Source organism: Streptomyces sp. NPDC059534 (assembly GCF_042743475.1).
Taxonomy (GTDB): Bacteria; Actinomycetota; Actinomycetes; order Streptomycetales; family Streptomycetaceae; genus Streptomyces.
Genome location: NZ_JBHWAQ010000015.1, coordinates 136,002 through 162,244, shown reverse-complemented (window position 1 = coordinate 162,244; position 26,243 = coordinate 136,002). Strand labels below are relative to the sequence as shown.

Sequence of the window (26,243 nt, the reverse complement as noted above, 5' to 3'; positions counted from 1 at the left end):
AGACTTCAGATTTACAGTGAAATCCGGCGCACCGGAATCAGGAGTCTGAAGTGGCTTGCCGGGGGATGGCCCGGTGTGAACCAGGCAACCGAAGCAGCATACAACGGCTGGCTCGGTGGAACGAAACTACCACGGTCTCGGCGGACCTCGCCCCGGGCCCAGGTCACGAGCGGGACACCTCGGGTCTACCCTGCGGTGAGCTCACCGCAGAAGGAGGACCCCCCGTTGTCGCGAGCCCTTCAGCCTTTCGAGGAGCTCGTCGAGCTCGACGCCGAAGCGCTCCGGACCTGGTGCGCACGGGCGCTGGACGCCCTCGGCCGGGAGCGCGCGGAGATCGACGCGATCAACGTCTACCCGGTCGCCGACGGGGACACCGGCACCAACCTGTACCTGACGGCGGAAGCCGCCCACCAGGCCGTCGAAGCGGTCTTCGCCGCCTCCGAGCCCGACACCGCCGAGACCGTACGGGTCATGGCGCACGGCGCCCTGCTCGGCGCCCGCGGCAACTCCGGGACCATCCTGTCCCAGATCCTGCGCGGCATGGCCGGGGTCCTCGCCGACGGATGTGACGGTGATCACCTCGCCCGCGCCCTCGCCGAGGCCGCCGCCTCCGCCCGGCAGGCCGTCGCCCACCCCGTGGAGGGCACCATCCTCACGGTCGCGGCCGCCGCGGCCCGGGCCTGCGCGACGGGCGGCCCGCTCGTGGACGTGGCCAGGAACGCCTACGACGGCGCCAGGACGGCCCTGGCGGCCACCTCCGGGCAACTCGACGTCCTCGAACGCGCCGGAGTCGTGGACGCCGGCGGGCAGGGCCTGGTGACGGTCCTCGGCGCGCTCCTGGAGACCGTGACCGGCCGGACGCCGCCCGACCCCTCGACGGCACCCGGCCGCCCCGTCGCACCCCACCCCGGCGAGGAGTGCGCCACCGAAGGCGGACCCGCCTACGAGGTGATCTACCTCCTGGAGGCCGACGACACCGCCGTCGAACTCCTCCGCGGCCGGCTCGACGCCCTGGGGGAGTCCCTCGTCGTCGTCGGCGGCGACGGGCTCTGGAACGTCCACGTCCACGTCGACGACGCGGGCGCCGCCGTCGAGGCCGGCGTCGAGGCCGGACGCCCGCACCGCATCCGCATCACCCACTTCGCGGCCGACTCCGCCGCCGCGGCCGGACCGGCCGAGCGCGCCCAGCGCGCCGTCGTCGCCGTCGTCCCCGGCGCCGGCCTCGCCGGACTCTGCGCCGAGGCCGGCGCGACCACCGTCCAGACCCGGCCCGGCGAACCGCCCGCCCGCGACGAACTCGTCGACGCGATCCGCCGGGCACACGCGCGCGAGGTCGTCCTCCTGCCCAACGACACCGACCTGCGGCAGACCGCCGCGGCCGCCGCCGAACACGTCAGGGCCGAAGGCATCCGCGTCGCCCTCATCCCCACCCGCGCCGCCGTCCAGGGCATCGCCGCCCTCGCCGTCCACGAACCCGACCGGCGCTTCGACGAGGACGTCGTCGCCATGACCGCCGCCGCCGGAGCCACCCGGTACGCCGAACTCGCCGTCGCCGAACGCCAGTCCTTCACCTCGGCCGGCGTCTGCCAGGCCGGCGACGTCCTCGGCCTCATCGAGGGCGACGTCGCCGTCATCGGCCAGGACCTCACCGAGACCGCCCGCACCGTCCTGGACCGGATGCTCTCGGCCGGCGGCGAACTCGTCACCCTCGTCGTCGCCGACGACACCCCGCCCGGCCTCGCCCCCGACCTGGAACGCCACGTCCGCCGCGGCTACCTCGCCGTCGACACCACCACGTACCACGCGGGCGCGGGGGCCCCGCCCCTGCTCATCGGCGTGGAGTGAACCCCGGCCCGGGGGCCGACCCGGGCCGGCGCCGGCCGCGGCCTGGACGCGACTGTCGGTCCCTTGGTGTGGAATGGAACGCGTGCCCGCGCTCGACGAACCACTCAAGAAGTCCCTCGGCCCCGCCACCGCCAAGGTCATGGCCGAGGCACTCGACCTGCACACGGTCGGCGACCTGCTCCACCACTACCCCCGCCGGTACGCCGAGCGGGGGGAGCTGACCACCCTCGCCGACCTGCCCCTCGACGAGCACGTCACCGTGGTCGCCCAGGTCGCCGACGCCCGTGTGCTCACCTTCAACGGCTCCAAGGGACGCGGCCAGCGCCTCGAAGTGACCATCACCGACGGCAGCGGCCGGCTGCAACTGGTCTTCTTCGGCAAGGGCGTCCACAAGCCGCACAAGGACCTGCTCCCCGGCACCCGGGCGATGTTCGCCGGCAAGGTCTCGCTCTTCAACCGCCGCCTCCAGCTCGCCCACCCCTCGTACGAACTCCTCCGCGGCGACAGCGGGGAGGCCGTGGACACCTGGGCCGGGGCCCTCATCCCGATCTACCCGGCCACCACCAAGCTGGAGTCCTGGAAGATCGCCAAGGCCGTCGACGCCGTCCTGCCCAGCGCCGTCGACGCCGTCGACCCGCTCCCCGACGCCCTGCGCGAGGGCCGCGGACTCGCCGAGCTCCCCGACGCCCTGCGGAAGATCCACCGGCCCCGCACCAAGGCCGACATCGCCGACGCCCGCGAACGCCTGAAGTGGGACGAGGCATTCGTCCTCCAGGTCGCCCTCGCCCGCCGCCGGCACGCCGACACCCAGCTGCCCGCCGTACCCCGCCGGCCCACCCCCGACGGCATCCTCGACGCCTTCGACGCCAAGCTCCCCTTCACCCTCACCGACGGCCAGTCGAAGGTCTCCCGCGAGATCTTCGACGACCTCGCCACCGACCACCCCATGCACCGCCTCCTCCAGGGCGAGGTGGGCAGCGGAAAGACGATGGTCGCGCTGCGCGCCATGCTCGCCGTCGTCGACGCCGGGGGGCAGGCGGCGATGCTCGCCCCCACCGAGGTCCTCGCCCAGCAGCACCACCGGTCGGTCACCGAGATGATGGGCGAACTCGCCGAGGGCGGGATGCTCGGCGGCGCCGAGCGCGCCACCAAGGTCGTCCTGCTCACCGGCTCCATGGGCGTCGCCGCCCGCCGGCAGGCCCTGCTCGACCTGGTCACCGGGGAGGCGGGGCTCGTCATCGGCACGCACGCGCTGATCGAGGACAAGGTCCAGTTCCACGACCTGGGCCTGGTCGTCGTCGACGAGCAGCACCGCTTCGGCGTCGAGCAGCGCGACGCCCTGCGCGGCAAGGGCAAGCAGCCCCCGCACCTCCTGGTCATGACGGCCACGCCCATCCCGCGCACGGTCGCCATGACCGTCTTCGGCGACCTGGAGACCTCCGTCCTCGACCAGCTGCCCGCCGGACGCTCCCCGATCGCCAGCCACGTCGTCCCCGCCGCCGACAAACCGCACTTCCTGGCGCGCGCGTGGGAACGGGTCCGCGAGGAGGTCGGGAACGGCCACCAGGCGTACGTCGTCTGCCCCCGCATCGGCGACGAGGAGGACAGGAAGAAGTCCAAGGCGTCCCCGGAGGACGAGGCCGAGAAGCGCCCGCCGCTCGCCGTCCTCGACGTCGCCGAGCAGCTCCGCACCGGCCCCCTCGCCGGCCTGCGGATCGCCGTCCTGCACGGCCGCATGCACCCCGACGACAAGGACGACGTGATGCGCCGCTTCGCCGCCGGCGCGCTCGACGTCCTGGTCGCCACCACCGTCATCGAGGTCGGCGTCAACGTCCCCAACGCCACCGCCATGGTGATCATGGACGCCGACCGCTTCGGCGTCTCCCAGCTCCACCAGCTCCGCGGCCGCGTCGGCCGAGGCTCCGCCCCCGGCCTCTGCCTCCTCGTCAGCGAGATGCCCGAGGCCACCCCCGCCCGGCAGCGGCTCGGCGCCGTCGCCGCCACCCTCGACGGCTTCGAGCTCTCCCGTATCGACCTCGAACAGCGGCGCGAGGGCGACGTCCTCGGGCAGGCCCAGTCCGGCGTCCGCTCCTCGCTGCGGGTCCTCACCGTCATCGACGACGAGGAGGTCATCACCGCCGCCCGCGAGGAGGCCACCACCCTCGTCCTCGCCGACCCCGACCTCACCGCCCACCCGGGCCTGCGCACCGCGCTCGACGCCCTGCTCAGCGAGGAGCGGGAGGAGTACCTGGAGAAGGGCTGACCACCGGCCGCCATAAGCTAGGGGTGCACGCAATGGCTTACGCAGAACGAGGACACCGATGACCCGCGTGATCGCCGGCACGGCCGGCGGGCGCCGCCTGGCCGTGCCGCCAGGCAACGGCACCCGCCCCACCTCCGACCGGGCGCGCGAGGGCCTCTTCTCCACCTGGGAGGCTTTCCACGGCCTCGCCGGGGCCCGGGTCGCCGACCTGTACGCGGGCTCCGGCGCCGTCGGCCTGGAGGCGCTGTCCCGGGGCGCCGCCCACGCCCTCCTCGTCGAGGCCGAGCCCCGCGCCGCCAGGACCGTCCGCGAGAACATCGCCTCGCTCGGCCTGCCCGGCGCCGAACTCCGCACCGGCAAGGCGGAGCAGATCGTGACGGGACCGGCCCCGGCCGATCCGTACGACCTGGTCTTCCTCGACCCGCCGTACGCGGTCGGGGACGCCGAACTCCGCGAGATTCTCCTCACACTGCGCTCGGGGGGCTGGCTGAGCGAGGATGCCCTCGTCACCGTGGAGCGCAGCACCCGAGGCGGTGAATTCGGCTGGCCGGCCGGTTTCGAGCCCATGCGGTCCCGTCGTTACGGCGAGGGAACGTTTTGGTACGGTCGCGCCGCCTCTACGTGCGAAGACGCACGATGACCGGACCGGAGAGCGAGGAACCCACGTTGCGCCGCGCCGTCTGTCCGGGGTCGTTCGACCCCATCACCAACGGACATCTCGACATCATCGCCCGCGCCTCCAAGCTGTACGACGTCGTACACGTCGCGGTGATGATCAACCAGTCGAAGAAGGGCCTCTTCACGGTCGACGAGCGGATCGAGCTGATCCGCGAGGTCACCGCCGACTTCGGCAACGTCGAGGTGGAGTCCTTCCATGGCCTCCTCGTCGACTTCTGCAAGCAGCGCGACATCCCCGCCATCGTGAAGGGCCTGCGCGCGGTCAGCGACTTCGACTACGAGCTGCAGATGGCCCAGATGAACAACGGCCTCACGGGCGTGGAGACGCTGTTCGTCCCCACCAACCCGACGTACAGCTTCCTCTCCTCCTCGCTGGTCAAGGAGGTGGCGGCCTGGGGCGGCGACGTCTCCCACCTGGTCCCCCCGGCGGTCCTCGGCCGGCTGACCGAGCGGCTGACCGGGAAGTGACGCGCGGCCACCGCCGCTGACGCTCCGTCACCTGGTGTCGGACGGGAGCCGACTGCCCTTAAAGTCGTCCCGTCCGTCTCCATCCAGCTGTAGAGAGTGGCGAGCACCCGGTGGACGTACAGAAGAAGCTCGACCAGATCGTCGCGACCGTGCAGGGCGCCCGCTCCATGCCCATGTCGGCATCCTGCGTGGTCAACCGGGCCGACCTGCTCGCCCTGCTCGAAGAGGTACGGGAGGCCCTGCCCGGCTCCCTCGCCCAGGCCCAGGAGCTGATCGGCGGCCGCGAGCAGATGGTCGAGCAGGCCCGTCACGAGGCCGACCGCATCATCGAGGCCGCCCACGCCGAGCGGGGCTCGATCGTCTCCGACACCCAGGTCGCCCGGCAGTCGCAGGAGGAGGCCGACCGCATCCTCACCGAGGCCCGCCGCGAGGCCGAGGAGGTCCGCGCCGAGGCCGACGACTACGTCGACTCCAAGCTCGCCAACTTCGAGGTCGTCCTCAACAAGACCATCGGCTCCGTCGACCGGGGCCGCGAGAAGCTCCTCGGCCGCGGCCCGGGCCTCGGCCCGGACGGCTACGCGGACGAGGACGCCCCGGAGTACAGCGCCGACCCGCAGACCCTGATCCAGCGGGCCGACGAGTACGTGGACGCCAAGCTCGGCGCGTTCGAGGCGGTGCTCAGCAAGACGCTGGAGGCCGTCGGCCGCGGCCGGCAGAAGCTGCACGGCCGGATCGCCACCGACGACCTCGGCGAGCACATGGCGGCCCAGGACGGCCTCAGTGGCGCGGTGCACACCAGCGACGCCGACTACCTGGCCGGCCTCGCGGAGCTCGCCGACCCCGAGCCGGCGCAGTTCCAGCCCCCGCAGCCGGCGCACATCCCCGCCCAGCAGCAGCCCGACCCGTACGGCTACCAGCAGCAGCAGCCGCAGCAGCAGGACCCGGCCTACGGCTACCAGCAGCAGGACCCCTACGCGTACCAGCAGCCCGACCCGTACGCCTACCAGGGCCAGTACGGCTACGAGCAGCAGGCGTACGACCCCCAGGCCCAGCCCCACCAGCCGCAGCAGGCCGCCTCGCTCGACGAGACCAGCTTCTTCGACACGGGCATGATCGACCTGGAGCAGCTGCGCCGGTACGAACAGGGGCACTAGCCCCGGATTGGGCCCTGAGCGAAGCGTCCAGTATCCTGGCTCTTCGGTCGCGCGTATGCCCGCGCCCCTTGCTGCCCACGTTCGGCAGCCTCCTCACGTTGAGAACGATCCGAAAGCAGGAAGAACCCTGAGCACGCGCCTCGACCACCGCAACCCCCTCGTGTTCGACACACACGAGCTGGGGCGGCGTCCTGGTGCCCTCCAGCGGATCTCGCGATCGGTCGAGGCCCCCGGGCACCTCGGCGTCGAAGGAGTGATCGGAGTACCCGAGGGCGCTCCGATGGAAATCGATCTCCGTCTTGAGTCGGTCATGGAAGGGGTGCTTGTCACAGGCACCGCCCGTGCATCGGCCGAGGGGGAGTGCGTAAGGTGTCTGGAGCCCGTCGAGATCGATCTCGACGTGGACTTCCAGGAGATGTTCTCGTACCCCGACTCCGACGACCGGGGCCGCTCCAAGGCGGCCGCGGACGACGAAGCCGAGGACGACGAGGACATGATCCCCCTCGAGGACGGCATGTTCGACCTCGAACCCGTGCTGCGTGATGCGGTGGTGCTCGCACTGCCGATGCAGCCGGTGTGCCGGGAGGACTGTGCGGGGCTGTGTTCCGAATGCGGGACCAACCTCAACGACAACCCGGACCACCACCATGACGCCGTCGACGCTCGTTGGGCGGCACTGCAGGGACTCGCCGGTTCGCTGGGAACCGATGAGAAGGACAACATGAGCGGCAAAGCCTCTGACGGGGACGTCCGAAGCGCCGCCGAGAAGCAGGAGAAGTAGCCGTGGCTGTTCCGAAGCGGAAGATGTCGCGCAGCAACACGCGCCACCGCCGGTCGCAGTGGAAGGCTGCGGTCCCCACCCTGGTTTCGTGTGAGCGTTGCCAGGAGCCGAAGCTGCAGCACATCGCGTGCCCGAGCTGCGGCACCTACAACAAGCGCCAGGTCCTCTCGGTCTGATTGGGCTGGTGAGAGGCGCAATGTCTGAGTCCCGCAAGACGGACGACAAGACGGATCATGCCTCGTCCCACACGCTTCTGGAAGGGCGGCTCGGCTATCGGCTCGAGTCCGCCCTTCTGGTGCGTGCGCTGACGCACCGCTCGTACGCGTACGAGAACGGCGGTCTGCCCACCAACGAGCGTCTGGAGTTCCTCGGGGACTCCGTGCTCGGCCTGGTGGTCACGGACACGCTGTACCGCACCCACCCCGACCTGCCGGAAGGCCAGCTGGCCAAACTGCGGGCCGCGGTGGTCAATTCTCGTGCGCTGGCGGAGGTCGGCCGCGGCCTCGAACTCGGCTCCTTCATCCGGCTCGGCCGGGGCGAAGAGGGCACGGGCGGCCGGGACAAGGCATCCATCCTCGCCGACACCCTTGAAGCGGTGATCGGCGCGGTCTATCTCGACCAGGGCCTCGAAGTGGCCGCCGAGCTGGTGCACCGGCTCTTCGACCCGCTGATCGAGAAGTCCTCGAACCTCGGTGCCGGCCTGGACTGGAAGACCAGTCTCCAGGAGCTCACCGCGGCCGAGGGCCTGGGCGTGCCCGAGTACCTCGTCTCCGAAGAGGGCCCGGACCACGAGAAGATCTTCACTGCTGCCGCCCGCGTCGGTGGTGTCTCGTACGGCACCGGCACCGGCCGCAGCAAGAAGGAAGCGGAACAGCAGGCCGCCGAGTCGGCGTGGTGCGAGATTCGCGCCGCCGCGGACGAACGCGCGGCAGCGGCGAAGGCCGCTGCCGAGTCGGGAACGGGAGAGGTCGCCGACCCCTCTCCTACCGCTCACGGGGCGTCGGCCTGACGGCCCGCGTCCACCGCTTCCCGAGAACCCCGCCCCAGGGCGGGGTTCTCGTCTTTCCGGGGTGCGTGCGCCGGTAGGGTTGAAGCGCTGTCGAAGACGTCATCGAGGAGTCCCCGTGCCCGAGCTGCCCGAGGTCGAGGTCGTACGGCGTGGTCTCGAGCGCTGGGTCGCCGGGCGGACCGTGACCGAGGTCGAGGTGCTGCACCCCAGGGCCGTGCGGCGTCATCCGGCGGGCGGCGAGGACTTCGCGGCCCGGCTGAAGGGGCAGCGGTTCGAGGTGGCGCGCCGGCGCGGCAAGTACCTCTGGCTGCCGCTCGCCGAAACGGGCACGTCCGTCCTCGGCCACCTGGGCATGAGCGGCCAGCTCCTCGTCCAGCCGGAGGCCGCCGCGGACGAGAGGCACCTCAGGATCCGCATCCGCTTCGACGACTCCGCGGGCACCGAGCTCCGCTTCGTCGACCAGCGCACCTTCGGCGGGCTCTCGCTGCACGACCAGACCCCCGACGGGCTGCCCGACGTCATCGGCCACATCGCCCGCGACCCGCTGGACCCGGAGTTCGACGACGCCGCCTTCCACACCGCGCTGCGCGGGCGCCGTACGACGGTCAAGCGGGCGCTCCTCGACCAGTCGCTGATCAGCGGCGTCGGCAACATCTACGCGGACGAGGCCCTCTGGCGGTCCCGGCTGCACTACGACCGCCCGACGGCGACCCTGACGAGGCCGCGTTCGACGGAGCTCCTCGGGCACGTCCGGGACGTGATGAACGCGGCGCTCGCGGTCGGCGGCACCAGCTTCGACAGCCTGTACGTGAACGTCAACGGCGAGTCCGGCTACTTCGACCGCTCGCTCGACGCCTACGGGCGCGAGGACGAGCCCTGCCACCGCTGCGGTACGCCGATGCGCCGGCGTCCCTGGATGAACCGCTCCAGCTACTTCTGCCCGCGCTGCCAGCGCCCGCCGCGCGCGACCGCGTAACGGCGGGCCCGGCCTGTCACGGGGGGAAGGTCACCCCGTGACGGGCGCCGCGCGCTCCGCGTCGTAGCTCTCCCGCGCCGCCTCGACCTCGGGCATGCGGCCCTCCACCAGCGCGATCAGGCCGATCAGCCGTTCCGCGATCTCGCGGCCGAGCGGGGTGAGCCGGTAGTCGACCCGCGGCGGGTTGGTGGGCTGCGCCTCGCGGTGGACGAGACCGTCGCGCTCCAGGGCGTGCAGGGTCTGCGACAGCATCTTCTCGCTCACGCCGTCGACCCGCCGCCGCAGTTCGTTGAAGCGGAACGTCCCGTGGTGCAGGGCGCCCAGGGTCAGGCTGCCCCAGCGGCCCGTCACGTGCTCCAGCGTGCCGCGCGAGGGGCAGGCGCGCGCGAACACGTCGTAGGCGAGGTCGTCAGTCATGCGCCCACCGTACTCCCGCGCAGCGCTTACCGCCACGGCTGCGCCACCCAGGAGCTTGCGCTTTCCAAAAGTTAGTGCTCTACTTCTGGTCGTTCCCCTGCCGACCTTTCGAGGAGCCCCTTGTGACCACGCCCGTCGTCTCCATCGCCTACCACTCCGGCTACGGCCACACCGCCGTCCTCGCCGAGGCCGTCCGCGCCGGTGCCGCGGACGCGGGCGCCACCGTCCATCTCATCAACGTCGACGGGATCACCGACGCCCAGTGGGAGCTGCTCGACGCCTCCGACGCGATCGTCTTCGGCTCGCCGACCTACATGGGCACCGCCTCCGGCGCCTTCCACCAGTTCGCCGAGGCCACTTCGAAGCGCTGGTTCACCGACGCCTGGCTGGACAAGCTCGCCGCCGGCTTCACCAACTCCGGCTCCAAGAGCGGCGACAAGCTGCACACCCTGCAGTTCTTCCAGACCCTCGCCGGCCAGCACGGCATGACGTGGGTCAACCTCGGCCTGAAGCCCGGCTGGAACAGCAGCGAGGCTTCCGAGAACGACCTCAACCGTCTCGGCTTCTTCTCCGGTGCCGGCGCCCAGACCCACACCGACCTGGGCCCCGACGGCGTCCACAAGGCCGACGTCGCCACCGCCGAACACCTCGGCCGCCGCGTCGCCGACACCGCCCGCACCTTCGCGGCCGGCCGCGCCGCCGCCTGATACCCCCGTGCCACGGGAAAGGGCCCCGTCGCCGCAGAGGTGACGGGGCCCTTTCGGATCACACGGTCACCGGTCCCCGATGTGGACGGTGTGCGCGTGCGACGCCGCGGCTGCTCCGTAGGCGCCCGGCCCGACCCGGCGCCGGCGGGCCCGAACCGCCAGGACCGACAGCAGCAAGCCCACCCCGGAGGCGATCGCGAGCAGCAGGCAGGCGCTGGACAAGCCGGCCGCCAGAGCGTCCGCCGCCCCGTCCCCTTCCGAGCGCCGCGAATCTCCCACCGTCGTGTTGACCGTCGCCACGGCCGCCGTGAACGCCGCGGCACCGATGTAACGCGCCATGTTCGAAATACCCGAGGCCGCTCCGACGTCAGCGGCGGCCACCGACGAGGTGGACGCCGAGCTCGCCGGACCGTTGACGAGTCCCAGACCCGCGGCCAGGAGCACGAGCGGCAGGACGAACGCCGCGTACCGCCAGTCGCCCTCGACGAAGGACAGCAGCACGCAACCGCCCGTCGCCGCCGCGAAGCCGAGGGCGATCACGGGTCCGATGCCCAGTAACTGGACCATTCGGGGCACGAGGGGCGTGACCGCGATCAGACCGACCGTCGCGGGCAGCGTGGCCAGGCCCGCCTCGAACGGGCTCAACGCGAGCGTGGCGGGGTTCTGGAAGTAGAGGCTGACCAGATACATCAGACCGTTGATGACGCCCGCGCTCAGCAGGATCCCGACCGTCGCCCCGATCAGTACGCGATCCTTCAGCAGCCGCAGGTCGACCAACGGTGCTTCGACCCGCCGTTCCACCGCGATGAACGCCACGCACGACAGCAACGCCAGCGCGAAGCATCCCAGCACCGCGGCCGACGTCCAACCCCATTCCGCCCCCTCGCTGAGCGCGAGGAGCGCCGGGACGAGGATGGCGGCGATCAGTACCGTCCCCGCGAAGTCGATCGAGCGACTGCGCTCCGGATCGCGGGATTCGGCGACTCCCTTCAACGTGACCGGTACGCAGGCGAGCGCCAGCGCCGCGTCGATCCAGAACAGGCCCTGCCATCCTGTGCCGTCCACCAGCACGCCACCGAGCAGCGGCCCGGCCGCGGCGCCCACCGCCGACGCGCCACCCCACAGCGTCACGGCCCGGACCTGCCCGTCCCCCGATGTGGACACGGACAGCAGGCTCATGCCGCACGCCAGGATCGTCGCCCCCGCCGCCCCCTGGATCGCCCGGCCCGCGATCACCCCGCCTCCGCTGCCGGAGAGCGCGATGAGCACGCAGGAGCCGATGAACAGCGCCAGGCCGCCGAGGAAGACCAGCCGTCGTCCGAACACGTCGCCGAGGGCCCCTGATGTGACGATCACCGCCGCTCCGACCAGCGAATACCCGGTGACGGCCCATTGCAGGGCATCCAGCGACGCGCCGGTGTCCTCGCTGATCGCCGGCAGCAGGATGCTCACCGCCGAGGTGTTCGCGTTGACGACCAAGGTCGAGAGGCACGTCGCGATGAGCACGGCCGCCGACGCCGACCTGCCGGCGTCTCCGGGGACCGCGCCATGTTCCTGGACATCCACAGCGGCAGGTTGACAAGCGGCGCGCTGCCCCGCAGCTCGTCCGCGGCGGCCCACATCAAGAGGGAGGACTGACCTGAGGGAATCTCAGTAGCCGAAGTCCTGCGTCCACCAGGGGCCGCCGTCGCCGAAGTGGACGCCGACGCCGAGGGTCGTGAAGTCGCAGTTGAGGATGTTGGCGCGATGGCCGTCGCTGTTCATCCAGGAGTTCATGACGGCGGCGGCGTCCGCCTGGCCGCGGGCGATGTTCTCGCCGCCGAGCCCCGAGATGCCGGCCTTCTCGGCGCGGACCCACGGGGTGGCCCCGTCGGGGTCGGTGTGGTCGAAGAAGCCGCGGGCGGCCATGTCCGAGCTGAAGTCCCCGGCGAGGTCGGCGAGACGCGCGTCGGTGCGGACCGGCGTGCAGCCCACCTTGCCGCGCTCGGCGTTGACGAGACGGAGGACCTCCGCCTCGGCGGCCTCGCCGCGGTCGGCGGTGGAGCCCGCCTTGGCCGTCGCCACCGGCGCCTCGGTGGTCGGCTTCGGCTTCGGGGCGGGCGCCTTGGTGAGGGGCGCCTTCGTGGTGGGCGCGGCCGAGGTCCTGGGCGTGGTGGGGCGGGCGCTCGCCGACTTGGTCGGGGTGGGGGTCGCCTTGGGGGTCGGCGTCGCCTTCGGGGTCGGGGTCGCCTTCGGGGAGGCGGTCTTGGCGGTGGCGGGCTTCCCGGCCGTCCGCGTACCCGTGGTGCTGCCGCCCGACTCGCCGGCCGGCGTCTGGGTGGTGCCGCCCTGCGTCGTCAGCTCCGGAGCCTGCCGGGCGGTCTGCGTCTGGCGCTCGCTCGTGCCGGCGCTGCCGATCGTGAACGTGTCCCCGCCCGGCAGCAGACCCGAGGCGACGGCGACGGCGCCGACCGCGACCGCCGCGGAGGCGCCGAGCAGTCCGGTGCGCACGGGCGAGCCGCGCCGCTTGCGGCGGGCACCCCCGTGCAGGCGGTCCGCACCGGCCGCGTAGTCTTCTGCGTCGGGTGCGGCGCCGGAGCGACGGTGGCGTCCCATCTGCTCTGCCTTCCTGTACGGGTCTTCGTCGGTCTGGTTCTCGCCGAGCGACGCGTGACCGGTGGGTCCGCGACCGGTGGTCCGCGTGGAGCGGGCGTTTGCCGGTCTTTGCTGATCTTTGCTGGCGGCACCTTTTCGGGCCGGTCGTCGAACGGATCGCGCCCGAACGGGTGAGGCGTGTTCGGTCGGGACTGTAGTCCATGAGGTGCGGGGGGCGATGTGCTCATCTGCGATTCCACCCGTTAGCGTGCAGCCATGAACGACGACGTGCGGATGACCGCCTGGGTGCGCGGCCGGGTACAGGGAGTGGGCTTCCGTTGGTTCACCAGGGCAAACGCGCTGGAGATCGGCGGCATGGTGGGCTTCGCCCTGAACCTCGACGACGGCCGGGTGCAGGTCGTGGCGGAAGGGCCGCGTGAGAATTGCCACCGCCTGCTCGCCTGGCTGCACTCCGACGACACACCCGGACGCGTGGACGGCGTCACTGAGATCTGGGACACCCCGCGCGGCGGCTACGAGGGCTTCGCCATCCGCTGACCGTCACGCGCCGCGCCCCCCGTCCGGTGACCGAGCGAGGCGCCGGACGAACGCGCGGTAACGGCCGCGTGACGGGGAAACCGCCTGGTGGTTGCCAAGGTGCGCCCGTCGTGGAAGGCTGCCGGTTAAGGATGATCGCAACGCCCCCGAGGCGCCGAGTTCGAAGGCCCCGCCGCCCGCTGAGCGGCCGTGGACTCCTCGGTAGCCCTTCAAACGGGGCGTGATCGTGTTGACCGTCAAACTTTTTGGTGAGACTCTGGAATCCCCGCGCACCTTAGCTGTTTGGCAGTGGAACCGGCACGACAAGCAGTACTGCCGAGCACCGCGGGTGCGAATCCCTCACGACCCACACCGCTACGGTCGGTCACTCATTGTGGAGGACCATCCATCATGGCAAAGGCGCTTCTCGGTTACGTCGGCGGCTCCGACCCGCGACTCCTCGCCGAGATGCGACGGCTTCAGCAGCGCGTCCAGGACCTCGAATCCGAGCTGGTACGGATTCAGTCCGAGAACGACTCGCTCGCGGCTGCCGCCGCTCAGCACCAGGGAGAATCGCTGCTCAACAGCATCGACCTCGACGTACCCCAGGCGGAGCCTGCGCTCACCTGACAACCCAGCCCCGAAGGGCCAGGTGGGAAACACTCTCGCCGGCACGACCGCGCTCGGCGCAGCCGGGCACGGCACAGCTGGACACGCAAGGGGCGCTTCGGCGTCCCTTCTTTCTTTCACCCGCCGTTTCCCCCACGTCCCACCCCTCCTCATCCGAGGATCTGCCCTGCGCCTTCGCGGGTGAAACGCACGTGCCCCGGTAGAGTCCCCGGGGTGCACCTCAAGGCCCTGACCCTCCGCGGGTTCAAGTCGTTCGCCTCGGCGACCACCCTGCGGTTCGAGCCGGGGATCACCTGTGTCGTGGGCCCCAACGGTTCGGGCAAGTCCAATGTGGTGGACGCCCTGTCCTGGGTCATGGGCGAGCAGGGCGCCAAGTCGCTGCGCGGCGGCAAGATGGAGGACGTCATCTTCGCCGGCACGACCGGGCGCCCGCCGCTCGGCCGCGCCGAGGTCTCGCTGACCATCGACAACTCCGACGGCGCGCTGCCCATCGACTACGCCGAGGTGACCCTCACCCGGATCATGTTCCGGGGCGGCAGCAGCGAGTACCAGATCAACGGCGACACCTGTCGGCTGCTCGACTTCCAGGACCTGCTCTCCGACTCCGGCATCGGACGCGAGATGCACGTCATCGTCGGACAGGGGCAGCTCGACTCCGTGCTGCACGCCGACCCGATGGGCCGCCGCGCCTTCATCGAGGAGGCCGCCGGCGTCCTGAAGCACCGCAAGCGCAAAGAGAAGGCGCTGCGGAAGCTGGACGCGATGCAGGCCAACCTCGCGCGCGTGCAGGACCTCACCGACGAACTGCGCCGCCAGCTCAAGCCGCTCGGCCGGCAGGCCGCCGTCGCCCGCCGGGCCGTCGTCATCCAGGCCGACCTGCGCGACGCACGCCTGCGCCTCCTCGCCGACGACCTCGTCCACCTCCAGCGGGCACTGACGGCCGAGGTCGCCGACGAGGCGGCGCTGCTCGCCCGCAAGGAGGCCACCGAGGCCGAACTGCGTGCCGCGCTCGCCCGGGAGACGGACCTCGAAGCGGAGGCCCGCGCCCTGGTGCCCCGCCTGGAGCGGGCCCAGCAGAACTGGTACGCCCTCTCCCAGCTCGCCGAGCGTGTCCGCGGCACCGTCTCGCTGGCCGACGCGCGCGTGAAGAGCGCGACCGCCGCACCCCCCGAGGAGCGGCGCGGCCGCGACCCCGAGGACCTGGAGCGGGAGGCGGCCCGCGTCCGCGAGCAGGAGGCGGAGCTCGAAGCCGCCCTGGAGGCGGCCGAACGCGCCCTGGAGGACACCGTCACCCACCGCGCCGGGCTCGAAGCGGCGCTGACGGCCGAGGAGCGCCGGCTCAAGGACCTGGCCCGGGCCATCGCCGACCGGCGCGAGGGCCTCGCCCGGCTGCACGGCCAGGTCAACGCGGCCCGTTCGCGCGCCGCTTCCGCCCAGGCCGAGATCGACCGGCTGGCCACCGCCCGAGACGAGGCGGGGGAGCGGGCGGTCGCCGCCCAGGAGGAGTACGAGCAGCTCAAGGCCGAGGTCGACGGCCTCGACGCGGAGGGCGCCGAGCACGCCGCGCGGTACGAGGCCGCGCGCCGCGAACTGGCCGACGCGGAGGCTGCCCTGAGCGCCGCCCGCGAGGCCGCCGGCACCGCCGAACGCCGCCGCGCCGCGACCAGGGCCCGGCACGAGACCCTCGCCCTCGGCCTGCGTCGCAAGGACGGCACGGGCGCGCTCCGCACGGCCGGCCTCACCGGTCTCCTCGGCCCCGCCGCCGAACTCCTCGCCGTCACCCCGGGGTACGAGATCCCCGTCGCCGCCGCCCTCGGCGCGGCCGCCGACGCGGTCGCCGCCACCGGTCCCTCCGTCGCGGCCGACGCGCTGCGCCTGCTGCGCAAGCAGGACGCGGGCCGCGCTTCGCTCCTCCTGACCGGAGCCCCCGATCCCGCCCCCGCCGACGCGGCGGGCGCCCGCCCCCTCGCCGCGGACCTCGTGCGGGGCCCGGCCGAACTCATGCGCGCCGTACGCCGGTTGCTGGCCGGTGTCGTGGTCGTCGAGGACCTCGACGAGGCCGTCGAACTGATCAGGTCGCGGCCCGAGTCGACGGCCGTGACCGCCGAAGGGGACCTGCTGGGCGCCCACTTCGCGCAGGGCGGCTCCGCCGGGGCGCCCAGCCTGCTCGAAGTCCAGGCATCGGTGGCCGAGGCGGCCGCGGAACTCGAGGAACTGACCGTACGGTGCGAGGAGCTGGCCACCGCGCAGCGCGAGGCCGACGAGCGGCGCCGTACCGCCGGCGCGCGGGCCGAGGAGCTCGACACCCGGCGCCGGGCCGCCGAGCGCGAGAAGTCCGCCGTCGCCCAGCAGCTCGGACGGCTCGCCGGCCAGGCCAGGGGAGCGGCGGGGGAGGCCGAGCGGACCGCGGCGGCCGCCGCCCGCGCCCAGGAGGCCCTGGAGAAGGCCACCGCCGACGCGGAGGAGCTGGCCGAACGGCTGCTCGTCGCCGAGGAGGCCACCGCCTTCGCGGACGGCGAGGACGAGCCCGACACCTCGGTCCGCGACCGGCTCGCCATCGACGGATCCAACGCGCGCCAGACCGAGATGGAGGCGCGGCTCCAGGTCCGTACCCACGAGGAACGGGTCAGGGGCCTGGCCGGACGGGCCGACTCGCTGGACCGCGCCGCCCGCGCCGAACGGGAGGCACGCGCGCGTGCCGAGCAGCGCCGGGACCGGATGCGTCACGAGGCGCGGGTCGCGGGAGCGGTCGCGGCCGGCGCCCGCGCCCTCCTGGCCCATGTCGAGGTCTCGCTCGTCCGTGCCGAGCGGGAGCGCGTGGCGGCCCAGGCCGCCCGGGCCGACCGCGAGGAGGGGCTGACGGCCGCCCGGTCGCGCGCCCGTGACCTCAAGTCCGCGCTCGACAAGCTGACCGACTCGGTGCACCGGGGCGAGGTGCTCGGCGCCGAGAAGCGTTTGCGGATCGAGCAGCTGGAGGCCAGGGCCCTGGAGGAGTTCGGGGTGGAGGCGGCCGACCTGGTCGCCGAGTACGGCCCTGACCAGCCCGTCCCGCCGTCTCCCGTCGTGCGGGGAGCGGACGGGGACGAGGAGGCCGAGGACGGTGCCGGAGCGGGCGCCGAGCCGCGCCCGTTCGTCCGTTCGGAGCAGGAGAAGCGGCTCAAGGCCGCCGAACGGGCCTATCACCAGCTCGGCAAGGTCAATCCGCTGGCCCTGGAGGAGTTCGCGGCGCTGGAGGAGCGGCACCGGTTCCTCTCGGAGCAGCTGGAGGACCTGAAGAAGACCCGGACCGACCTGCTTCAGGTCGTGAAGGAGGTCGACGTGCGCGTCGAGCAGGTCTTCACCGAGGCGTACCGGGACACGGCCCGTGAGTTCGAGGGCGTCTTCTCCCGGCTCTTCCCGGGCGGCGAGGGCCGGCTGATCCTCACCGACCCGGACGACATGCTCACCACCGGCGTCGACGTGGAGGCGCGCCCGCCGGGCAAGAAGGTCAAGCGGCTGTCGCTGCTCTCGGGCGGCGAGCGGTCGCTGACGGCCGTGGCGCTGCTCGTCTCCATCTTCAAGGCCAGGCCCAGCCCGTTCTACGTGATGGACGAGGTGGAGGCCGCGCTCGACGACACCAACCTCCAGCGGCTGATCCGGATCATGCAGGAGCTCCAGGAGTCCTCGCAGCTGATCGTGATCACCCACCAGAAGCGCACGATGGAGGTCGCGGACGCGCTGTACGGCGTGTCCATGCAGGGCGACGGCGTCTCGAAGGTCATCGGCCAGCGGCTCCGCTGAGGCACCACCCAGGGGTGCCCATCGACAGCAACTCATTCAAGTCTTGAACGTATGGGCTTCATGAGAGCTCTTAAAGTCACATGACATCGACTATTGACTTCGAAACTTGAAGGCATAGTCTCTGCAACGTTGCTTTTACCTTCACGTGGTGGGCGGCGTGAAGTTGTGCGCCACTGGAAGGGCTTCCCCCCACCGAGGAGTCCATGTGACCGACACCGCGCAGGCGCCCACGCCGCCGCCTTCCGAAGGCCGAGCGGCCCACCCGGACCACCTCGGCCACGTCATCTTCATCACGGCCTCGGCCGCGATGGGCGGATTCCTCTTCGGATACGACAGCTCCGTCATCAACGGCGCCGTCGAGGCGATCCGCGACCGCTACGACATCGGCTCCGGCACCCTCGCCCAGGTCATCGCCATCGCCCTGATCGGCTGCGCCATCGGCGCCGCCACCGCCGGCCGCATCGCCGACCGGATCGGCCGCATCCGCTGCATGCAGATCTCCGCGGTGCTCTTCGCCATCAGCGCCGTGGGCTCCGCGCTGCCCTTCGCCCTCTGGGACCTGGCCTTCTGGCGGATCATCGGCGGCTTCGCCATCGGCATGGCCTCCGTCATCGGCCCCGCCTACATCGCCGAGGTCGCCCCCGCCGCCTACCGCGGCCGCCTCGGCTCCTTCCAGCAGGCCGCGATCGTCATCGGCATCGCCATCTCCCAGCTGGTCAACTACGGCATCCTCCAGCTCGCCGACGGCGACCAGCGCGGCGAGATCGGCGGCCTGGAAGCCTGGCAGTGGATGCTCGGCGTGATGGTCGTCCCCGCGCTCCTCTACGGCATGCTGTCCTTCGCGATCCCCGAGTCCCCGCGCTTCCTCATCTCCGTCGGGAGGATCGACCGCGCCAAGGAGGTCCTGGCCGAGGTCGAGGGCAAGGGCGTCGACCTCGACCACCGCGTCGACGAGATCGACCGGGCCATGCGCAGCGAGCACAAGTCCACCTTCCGCGACCTGCTCGTCGCCGGAAGCAGGTTCCGGCTGCTGCCCATCGTCTGGGTCGGCATCGGGCTCTCGGTCTTCCAGCAGCTCGTCGGCATCAACGTCGCGTTCTACTACTCGTCGACCCTCTGGCAGTCCGTCGGCATCGACCCATCCAGCTCGTTCTTCTACTCGTTCACCACGTCGATCATCAACATCATCGGCACCGTGATCGCGATGGTCCTGGTCGACCGCGTCGGCCGGAAGCCGCTCGCCCTCGTCGGCTCCGTCGGCATGGCGATCGCCCTCGCCGTCGAGGCATGGGCCTTCTCCGCCGACCTCGTCGACGGCAAGCTGCCCGAGACCCAGGGCGTCGTGGCGCTCGTCGCCGCCCATGTCTTCGTGCTCTTCTTCGCCCTCTCGTGGGGCGTGGTCGTCTGGGTCTTCCTGGGCGAGATGTTCCCCAACCGGATCCGCGCCGCCGCCCTCGGCGTCGCCGCCTCCGCCCAGTGGATCGCCAACTGGGCCATCACCGCCAGCTTCCCGTCCCTCTCGGACTGGAACCTCTCCGGCACCTACATCATCTACACGTTCTTCGCCGTGCTCTCGATCCCCTTCGTGCTCCGGTACGTCAAGGAGACCAAGGGCAAGGCGTTGGAGGAGATGGGCTAACCCCCCGCTGCCCCTCTCCTCACGACGACTGCCCCGGCCGAGGTCTCACGCCTTCAGCCGGGGCAGTACGTCGTCGCAGAACAGCCGCAGGCTCCGCCACCCCTCCTCGACCGGCATCCCGCCGCACAGCGGATGCAGCACGAGACTCTCCAGGCCGAGCGACCGGCACTCCTCCGGGGTGACGACCCGGTAGACCCCCTCCGCCCGCAGCTCCGCCACCGTCGTCGCCGAGGACCGCACCGCCGAGCGGATGTCCTTCGACTGCCAGGAGGCGTACGTCCGCGCCTCGTGGAGGAAGTGCTCCCCGTACTCCGCCCAGGTCAGGTCCGGATCCTCCGACAGATGCAGCAGCGGGGTCTCCTCGGCCGGCATCATCGTCCAGCCCTCCGTGCCGTACTCCGCACACCGCTCCCGGTAGTAGGCGTCCAGCTCCGGCAGGTGCGCGCTCGGGAAGAACGGCAGTCCCAGCCGCGCCGCCCGCCGCGCCGCCGCCCGCGACGACCCGCCGACCAGCAGCAGCGGATGCGGCCGGGTGAAGGGGCGCGGGGTGACCCGTACCGTACGGCCCCGATACGTGAACGGCTCGCCGGTCCAGGCCGCGAGCAGCGTCTCCAGGAGCTCGTCCTGGAGCTTGCCGCGCCGTCCCCAGTCGACTCCGCGCTCCTCGTACTCCTCCGGCCGGTAGCCGATCCCCGCCACCGTCACCAGCCGGCCGCCGCTGAGCAGGTCGAGGACCGCGATGTCCTCGGCCAGGCGCAGCGGGTCGTGCAGCGGGCCGATGATCGCCGAGACGGTGACCGCGATCCTGCGCGTCGCGCCGAAGACCGCGCCGGCGAAGGCGAAGGGGGAGGGGAGCCAGTTGTTCTCGACCCCGTGGTGCTCCTCGGTCTGCACGGTGTCGACGCCGTGCTCGTCGGCGTAGGCGGCCATGGCGAGGGCGGCCCGGTAGCGCTCCGAGAGGGAGTCCGGGGTGGGGCGGGGATCGACGAGGTTGAACCGTACGACGCCGAACGGCATGGGAAGTCCCCCTTCGCGGGTACGCGGAAGGGGGACGTTAGCTGACGTAGCGTCAGATGGAAACGGTCTCGCGCACCTCGGCGGGCGCCACCGCCGCCCTCTCCGGGGTCCTCGGCAGCACCGCGTACAGCACGCCCGCGACCACGATCGTCGCCGCCCAGCCCAGACCGTTCTCACCGATCCACGAGGAGGCGAGCGGGCCCGAGAACCAGTCGACCTTGGTGAACAGCAGTCCCACGAGCAGGGCCACGGCCCACGCCGTCATCGCCTGCCAGGCGAAACCGCCCCGGTACCAGTAGGCACTGGTCCGGGTGGTGTCCATCAGCGCCGTCGCGTCGTACTCCCGGCGGCGCAGCATGTCCACGCCGAAGACCCCGATCCACGCCGAGAACGCCACCGCGAGCAGCGTCAGGAACGAGATGAACGAGCCGATGAAGCTGGTCGCCACCACCATCAGGAGGAAGCCGAAGACCAGGCTGATCACGGCGTTCACGCTGACCGCCGCCGCCCGCGACACCTTGATGCCCAGGGTCTGCGCCGTGAACCCGGCCGAGTACATCGACATCGAGTTGATCAGCAGCATCCCGAGCAGGGCGATCACCAGGTACGGCACCGAGATCCACATCGGCAGCAGCTCGCCGATGAAGGAGACCGGGTCCTGCGCCGACGCCAGGTCCGGCGTGGACACCGCCATCACGGCGCCCATCAGCACCATCGGCAGGACCACGATCCCGGCGCCGCCGACCGTCGACCCGACCACCGCCCGCGAGGAGGCCGTACGGGGCAGGTAGCGGGTGAAGTCGGGGCCCGACGGCACCCAGCTGATGCCGCCCGCCGCGATCGTGCCGATGCCCGCGACCATCATGGCCGTCGAGCCGGCCGGCTTGTCGAAGACCGCCGACCAGTCGGTGTCCGCGACCAGATAGGCCAGGACGAGGACCGAGAAGGCGCCGAAGAGGTACGTGGACCACTTGCTGCACACCCGCAGCGCGTTGATCCCGAGCCCCGAGACGAGGAACGTGCAGGTGACGAAGAGCAGCAGCGTCACCACGATGAGAAGCGTGTTCGACTGCACGCCGAAGAGCAGGTCGAGCACGGTCAGCACCGCGTACGCCCCGGTCACCGCGTTGATGGTCTCCCAGCCCCAGCGGGCCACCCAGATCAGCGCACCGGGAAAGAGGTTTCCGCGCTGACCGAACACGGCACGCGACAGCGCCATGCCCGGCGCCCCGCCCCGCTTCCCCGCGAGCGAGATCACCCCGGTGATCCCGTACGACAGGACCGGCGCGGCGACCGCCACCGCCAGTACCTGCCAGAAGTTCAGACCGTTGAAGACGATCAGACCGGCACCCATCGTGAGCAGCAGCACACTGATGTTGGCCGCGACCCAGGTCGGGAAGAGCTCGCGGACCCGACCGGTCCGCTCGGCGTCGGGGACGGGTTCGAGACCGCGGGTCTCCATGGCGCCGTCGAGCGTCGCGCCTTCGGCTTCGGAGGCGTGGGGCATGGGGGTACTCCGTACGGATGTGGGGGGAGCCACCCAGCGTACGTGCTCCTGCTCCGGTCCCTTCTTGGCCGATACTGGTCAGGTTATGGAACTCATCCTTGCTGTAGTCATCGCTCTGGTCGTCGCGGTCGCCGTGACGAGCGGGCTCGTGATCAGCGGTCGCAAGAAGAAGCAGCTGCCGCCGGCCGAGCCGCCGTCCACCACGCCGACCATCACCGCTCCGCCCGCCGAACCGCACGTCGGCGAGGAGGCGGAGACGCCGCGGGAGGAACCACGCCGCACGGTCGAGGAGGTCGAACTCCCCGCCGAGGAGGCCGCCGAGACGCCGGCCGCCGTCGAGGCCCCCGCCGTCACCGAGCCCGAGGCCCCCGAGATCGAGGTCCCGGAGCCCACCGCCGGCCGTCTCGTACGGCTCCGGGCCCGCCTCGCCCGCTCCCAGAACTCGCTCGGCAAGGGGCTGCTGACGCTCCTGTCCCGCGAGCACCTCGACGAGGACACCTGGGAGGAGATCGAGGAGACCCTCCTCACCGCCGACGTCGGCGTCGCCCCCACCCAGGAGCTCGTCGACCGGCTGCGCGAGCGGGTCAAGGTGCTCGGCACCCGCACCCCGGACGAGCTGCGCGGCCTGCTCCGCGAGGAGCTCGTCGCCCTGCTCGGCCCCGACCTCGACCGCACGGTGCACACCGAGAGCCCCGCGGACGTCCCGGGCGTCGTCATGGTCGTCGGCGTCAACGGCACCGGCAAGACCACCACCACCGGCAAGCTGGCCCGCGTCCTCGTCGCCGACGGCAAGTCCGTCGTCCTCGGCGCCGCGGACACCTTCCGCGCCGCCGCCGCCGACCAGCTCCAGACCTGGGGCGAGCGCGTCGGCGCCCGCACCGTGCGCGGGCCGGAGGGCGGCGACCCGGCGTCGATCGCCTTCGACGCGGTCAAGGAGGGCATCGCCGAGGGCGCCGACGTCGTCCTCATCGACACCGCCGGCCGGCTCCACACCAAGACCGGCCTCATGGACGAGCTCGGCAAGGTCAAGCGGGTCGTCGAGAAGCACGGCCCGCTCGACGAGATCCTCCTCGTCCTCGACGCCACCACCGGCCAGAACGGCCTCATCCAGGCCCGGGTCTTCGCCGAGGTCGTCGACATCACCGGCATCGTGCTGACCAAGCTCGACGGCACCGCCAAGGGCGGCATCGTCGTCGCCGTCCAGCGTGAGCTGGGCGTCCCGGTCAAGCTGGTCGGCCTGGGCGAGGGCCCGGACGACCTGGCCCCGTTCGAGCCGGGCGCGTTCGTCGACGCCCTGATCGGCGACTGACCGGGTTCCGCACCACATGTGAGGGCCCCCGCCATCTCGTGGCGGGGGCCCTCACGCGTACCGGGTCCGGGCGCGCTCGCGGCGACTCCGGGTCAGGAGTGCCGGAAGTGCGTCCGGTGACAGATGTACGCCAGCGTGCCGAGCAGCAGCCGCGCCTGCGGCGGCGCACCCGCCGTGTCCAGCGTCGGCGGCCGCAGCCAGCGCACCGGCCCCAGCCCGCCCAGGTCCGACGGGGGAGCGGTGATGTGGCTGCCCGGCCCCAGACAGTGCAGGTCCAGATCGGCGTCGTCCCAGCCCATCCGGTACAGCAGCTGGGGCAGCTCGGCCGCCGCGCCCGGCGCCACGAAGAACCGCGCCCGGCCGGTCGGGGTCGCGCACACCGGGCCCAGCGGCAGCCCCATGCGCTCCAGGCGCACCAGCGCCCGACGGCCCGCCGCCTCGGCGACCTCGATCACGTCGAAGGCCCGGCCCACGGGCAGCAGCAGCGCCGCGCCCGGGTACGCGGACCACGCCTTCGCGGCGTCGTCGAGCCCGGCGCCCGCCGGGACCGGTTCCGCGTAGGAGAGGGGGTGCGCGCCCGGGGCGGAGCACGCCCGGTCGCCGCAGGAGCACTGGCCGGAGACGGCCCGCGCTCCGGGGGCCACGTCCCAGCCCCACAGTCCTGTGTACTCCGCCACCGCTGTGCACTCCGTGGTGCGTACGCGGCGGCGTGCGCCGGACCGCATCTCACGAATGCCGCCGATCGTGAAACCCATGCCCCCTCCAACGGGTCGAGCGCGCCGGTGGTTACGACCCGGAGCACCGTCGTCACCCTTCGTCACTCTCCGTCGCCCAGTGTGGCGTGCGGTCGTGCGCGGGGTGGTGCGGACCGCTGCGCGCGCCTCTCCGCGCATCCGTCCACTGACTCCGGTTCGTCGCATGTCAAGTGAATCGCGTTCCACGGTCGGCGAGTTCCCCCGAAGGGGTGGCGAATGGTGGCGTTTCTTGAATCGCCCTCGTAGAGGGGTGATCGTAGGGTTACTTTCGGTACTCGAACCCCCCGGGGCCACTCGCGCGCGGGTATGCCGGAGGCAACCCGGTTTCCAGTTCGAAGGAGAGCGAACGCCGGACGGGTGCCGCGAGACACGGCATTCTGATAGGGCTTCGCACGACAGGCAATCAGGTGGATGGGGGCGTTCCAGTGGGCGGCAACGGCGCAGACGGTACGACTGCCGGCAAGCGCCCGAACGAGCAGCTGGGCTCGTGGTTCGTGCGCAGCGGCTGGTCCAAGGGCGAACTCGCGCGGCAGGTGAACCGCCGTGCGCGCCAGATGGGCGCGCACCACATCTCCACCGACACCTCCCGCGTGCGCCGCTGGCTCGACGGCGAGCAGCCGCGCGAACCCATCCCGCGGATCCTCTCCGAGCTGTTCTCCGAGCGCTTCGGCTCCGTCGTCGCCGTCGAGGACCTCGGCCTGCGCACCGCCCACCAGTCGCCGTCCGTCTCCGGCGTCGACCTGCCCTGGGCCGGGCCGCAGACCGTCGCCCTGCTCAGCGAGTTCTCCCGCAGCGACCTCATGCTCGCCCGCCGCGGCTTCCTCGGCTCGTCGCTCTCGCTCGCCGCCGGACCCGCCCTCATCGAACCGATGCAGCGCTGGCTCGTCCCCACCCCCGCCGGCGACGTCGAGCGTCCCGACCCCCTCGCCGACGCCCGCCGCCCCAACCGGCTCTCCGAGATCGAACTCGACCTCCTGGAGTCCACCACCGCCATGTTCCGCAAGTGGGACGCCCAGTGCGGCGGCGGACTGCGCCGCAAGGCCGTCGTCGGACAGCTCCACGAGGTCACCGACCTCCTCCAGGAGCCCCACCCCGCCGCCACCGCCAGGCGCCTCTTCACCTGCGCCGCGGAACTCGCCGAACTCGCCGGCTGGATGAGCTACGACGTGGGCCTCCAGCCCACCGCCCAGAAGTACTTCGTGCTCGCCCTGCACGCCGCCAAGGAAGCCGGCGACAAGCCCCTCGGCTCGTACGTCCTCTCCTCCATGAGCCGCCAGATGATCCACCTCGGCCGGCCCGACGACGCCCTCGAACTCATCCACCTCGCCCAGTACGGCAGTCGAGACTGCGCCACCGCCCGCACCCAGGCCATGCTGTATGCGATGGAGGCCCGCGCCTACGCCAACATGGGCCAGCCCTCCAAGTGCAAGCGGGCCGTCCGGATGGCCGAGGACACCTTCGCCGACGTCGGCCTCGACGGCGAGCCCGAGCCCGACTGGATCGGCTTCTTCTCCGAGGCCGAACTGAACGGCGAGAACTCCCACTCCTACCGGGACCTCGCCTACGTCGCCGGCCGCTCACCGACCTACGCCTCGCTCGCCGAGCCCGTCATGGAGCGGGCCGTCGAGCTCTTCGAGAAGGACCCCGACCACCAGCGGTCGTACGCGCTCAACCTCATCGGCATGGCCACCGTCCACCTCCTCCAGCGCGAGCCCGAGCAGTCCGTCGTCCTCGCCGAGAAGGCCCTCGGGGTCGCCCGCAGCATCCGCTCCGAGCGGGTCAACACCCGGCTCCGCAAGACCGTCGACCACGCCGCCCGCAACTACAGCGACGTCGCCGAGGTCGTCCACCTCACCGACCGGCTCACCCAGCTCCTCCCCGAGGCCGCCGAAGCGGTCTGACCCGGCCCCGCAGGCCCCCCGTACGCCGGCCGCGCCGGACGTCCCGTACTGCCCGACTCGGCTCCCCCGCCGCAAGGTCACACGGACGCCCGACGCGGCCGGTCCGCTTCCCCCGGAGGCGTACGGACGCCACCGCGCCGCGACACGGCCGTTCACGACCACGTAACACGCCCCCCTCCTTCGTCACTGGGCCGAAACATCGAGCGGCATCGACGGAAACCGCGCTGCGCGAATCTCTGGCCCATAACCGGCCACGCCCCTCACGGCCGGCCGCTCCCCGGCCCCGCCCCGCACAG

22 protein-coding genes are annotated in these 26,243 nt (G+C 71.9%); 16 read left to right on the top strand and 6 right to left on the bottom strand.

Annotation, left to right across the window (positions count from 1 at the left end):
* Positions 1-225 precede the first annotated feature (225 nt).
* The 9 genes from ACFVZH_RS19635 (at position 226) to mutM (ending at position 9,174) form a co-directional block, all read left to right on the top strand.
* Positions 226-1,845, top strand: coding sequence for a DAK2 domain-containing protein (locus ACFVZH_RS19635; RefSeq protein ID WP_384898632.1), 1,620 nt, complete (start codon positions 226-228; stop codon positions 1,843-1,845).
* 73 nt (positions 1,846-1,918) lie between these two features.
* Positions 1,919-4,108 (top strand): ATP-dependent DNA helicase RecG, encoded by a 2,190-nt coding sequence (gene recG, locus ACFVZH_RS19630; RefSeq protein WP_384898631.1) that lies wholly within the window; start codon positions 1,919-1,921, stop codon positions 4,106-4,108.
* A gap of 58 nt (positions 4,109-4,166) precedes the next feature.
* Positions 4,167-4,748 carry a 16S rRNA (guanine(966)-N(2))-methyltransferase RsmD gene (gene rsmD, locus ACFVZH_RS19625; RefSeq protein WP_384898630.1) on the top strand — a complete coding sequence of 194 codons (582 nt, stop codon included), beginning with the start codon at positions 4,167-4,169 and terminating at the stop codon, positions 4,746-4,748.
* A 26-nt stretch (positions 4,749-4,774) separates the two neighbouring features.
* Positions 4,775-5,254 carry a pantetheine-phosphate adenylyltransferase gene (coaD, locus tag ACFVZH_RS19620; RefSeq protein WP_367824343.1) on the top strand — a complete coding sequence of 160 codons (480 nt, stop codon included), beginning with the start codon at positions 4,775-4,777 and terminating at the stop codon, positions 5,252-5,254.
* A 110-nt stretch (positions 5,255-5,364) separates the two neighbouring features.
* Positions 5,365-6,408: an ATP synthase F0 subunit B gene (locus tag ACFVZH_RS19615; RefSeq protein ID WP_384898629.1), complete on the top strand. Its 1,044-nt coding sequence runs from the start codon at positions 5,365-5,367 to the stop codon at positions 6,406-6,408.
* A 55-nt stretch (positions 6,409-6,463) separates the two neighbouring features.
* Entirely contained in the window at positions 6,464-7,189 is a 726-nt protein-coding gene (locus tag ACFVZH_RS19610) for a YceD family protein (protein ID WP_384898628.1), read from the top strand.
* Between the two features lie 2 nt (positions 7,190-7,191).
* Positions 7,192-7,365, top strand: coding sequence for a 50S ribosomal protein L32 (rpmF, locus tag ACFVZH_RS19605; RefSeq protein WP_015036448.1), 174 nt, complete (start codon positions 7,192-7,194; stop codon positions 7,363-7,365).
* Between the two features lie 20 nt (positions 7,366-7,385).
* Positions 7,386-8,198 (top strand): ribonuclease III, encoded by an 813-nt coding sequence (gene rnc / locus ACFVZH_RS19600; protein WP_384898627.1) that lies wholly within the window; start codon positions 7,386-7,388, stop codon positions 8,196-8,198.
* Between the two features lie 115 nt (positions 8,199-8,313).
* Entirely contained in the window at positions 8,314-9,174 is an 861-nt protein-coding gene (gene mutM, locus ACFVZH_RS19595) for a bifunctional DNA-formamidopyrimidine glycosylase/DNA-(apurinic or apyrimidinic site) lyase (RefSeq protein WP_384898626.1), read from the top strand.
* Between the two features lie 30 nt (positions 9,175-9,204).
* On the opposite strand, the gene ACFVZH_RS19590 is transcribed toward mutM, so the two are convergent.
* Positions 9,205-9,591, bottom strand: a complete 387-nt coding sequence (locus tag ACFVZH_RS19590; RefSeq protein WP_384898625.1) for a winged helix-turn-helix transcriptional regulator — start codon at positions 9,589-9,591, stop codon at positions 9,205-9,207.
* A 122-nt stretch (positions 9,592-9,713) separates the two neighbouring features.
* Between ACFVZH_RS19590 and ACFVZH_RS19585 the strand changes: the two genes are divergently transcribed.
* Positions 9,714-10,298 (top strand): flavodoxin family protein, encoded by a 585-nt coding sequence (locus tag ACFVZH_RS19585; protein WP_384898624.1) that lies wholly within the window; start codon positions 9,714-9,716, stop codon positions 10,296-10,298.
* Positions 10,299-10,364: 66 nt separating this feature from the next.
* Here the strand turns inward: ACFVZH_RS19585 and ACFVZH_RS19580 are convergent, their stop codons facing one another.
* Together ACFVZH_RS19580 and ACFVZH_RS19575 are read right to left on the bottom strand one after the other, a co-directional pair.
* Positions 10,365-11,864, bottom strand: a complete 1,500-nt coding sequence (locus ACFVZH_RS19580) for an MFS transporter (RefSeq protein WP_384898623.1) — start codon at positions 11,862-11,864, stop codon at positions 10,365-10,367.
* 84 nt (positions 11,865-11,948) lie between these two features.
* On the bottom strand, positions 11,949-12,893 hold the full coding sequence (locus ACFVZH_RS19575) for a CAP domain-containing protein (protein WP_384898622.1): 945 nt from the start codon (positions 12,891-12,893) through the stop codon (positions 11,949-11,951).
* Between the two features lie 255 nt (positions 12,894-13,148).
* Here ACFVZH_RS19575 and ACFVZH_RS19570 point away from each other — a divergent pair, with 255 nt between their 5' ends.
* The 4 genes from ACFVZH_RS19570 to ACFVZH_RS19555 all read left to right on the top strand — a co-directional run bounded on the left by ACFVZH_RS19570 (position 13,149) and on the right by ACFVZH_RS19555 (position 19,458).
* Positions 13,149-13,430, top strand: a complete 282-nt coding sequence (locus ACFVZH_RS19570; RefSeq protein ID WP_384898621.1) for an acylphosphatase — start codon at positions 13,149-13,151, stop codon at positions 13,428-13,430.
* Between the two features lie 390 nt (positions 13,431-13,820).
* Positions 13,821-14,039: a hypothetical protein gene (locus ACFVZH_RS19565; RefSeq protein WP_015036455.1), complete on the top strand. Its 219-nt coding sequence runs from the start codon at positions 13,821-13,823 to the stop codon at positions 14,037-14,039.
* A 213-nt stretch (positions 14,040-14,252) separates the two neighbouring features.
* The gene (gene smc, locus ACFVZH_RS19560) at positions 14,253-17,819 is read left to right on the top strand and encodes a chromosome segregation protein SMC (protein WP_384898620.1); all 3,567 of its coding nucleotides are present in this window, start codon (positions 14,253-14,255) and stop codon (positions 17,817-17,819) included.
* A gap of 205 nt (positions 17,820-18,024) precedes the next feature.
* The gene (locus tag ACFVZH_RS19555) at positions 18,025-19,458 is read left to right on the top strand and encodes a sugar porter family MFS transporter (RefSeq protein WP_384898619.1); all 1,434 of its coding nucleotides are present in this window, start codon (positions 18,025-18,027) and stop codon (positions 19,456-19,458) included.
* Positions 19,459-19,503: 45 nt separating this feature from the next.
* Here ACFVZH_RS19555 and ACFVZH_RS19550 read toward each other — a convergent pair whose 3' ends face one another.
* Together ACFVZH_RS19550 and ACFVZH_RS19545 are read right to left on the bottom strand one after the other, a co-directional pair.
* Positions 19,504-20,475: an LLM class flavin-dependent oxidoreductase gene (locus tag ACFVZH_RS19550; protein WP_384898618.1), complete on the bottom strand. Its 972-nt coding sequence runs from the start codon at positions 20,473-20,475 to the stop codon at positions 19,504-19,506.
* Between the two features lie 52 nt (positions 20,476-20,527).
* On the bottom strand, positions 20,528-21,982 hold the full coding sequence (locus ACFVZH_RS19545; protein WP_384898617.1) for a cytosine permease: 1,455 nt from the start codon (positions 21,980-21,982) through the stop codon (positions 20,528-20,530).
* Positions 21,983-22,067: 85 nt separating this feature from the next.
* Here ACFVZH_RS19545 and ftsY point away from each other — a divergent pair, with 85 nt between their 5' ends.
* Complete coding sequence (ftsY, locus tag ACFVZH_RS19540) at positions 22,068-23,291, top strand: signal recognition particle-docking protein FtsY (protein WP_384898616.1); 1,224 nt, start codon at positions 22,068-22,070, stop codon at positions 23,289-23,291.
* Between the two features lie 92 nt (positions 23,292-23,383).
* On the opposite strand, the gene ACFVZH_RS19535 is transcribed toward ftsY, so the two are convergent.
* Entirely contained in the window at positions 23,384-24,046 is a 663-nt protein-coding gene (locus ACFVZH_RS19535; protein ID WP_384898615.1) for a bifunctional DNA primase/polymerase, read from the bottom strand.
* 425 nt (positions 24,047-24,471) lie between these two features.
* On the opposite strand from ACFVZH_RS19535, the gene ACFVZH_RS19530 reads away from it, so the two are divergent.
* A complete protein-coding gene (locus ACFVZH_RS19530; RefSeq protein WP_384898614.1) occupies positions 24,472-25,947 on the top strand; it encodes a hypothetical protein in 1,476 nt (491 codons plus the stop codon).
* Positions 25,948-26,243 lie beyond the last annotated feature (296 nt).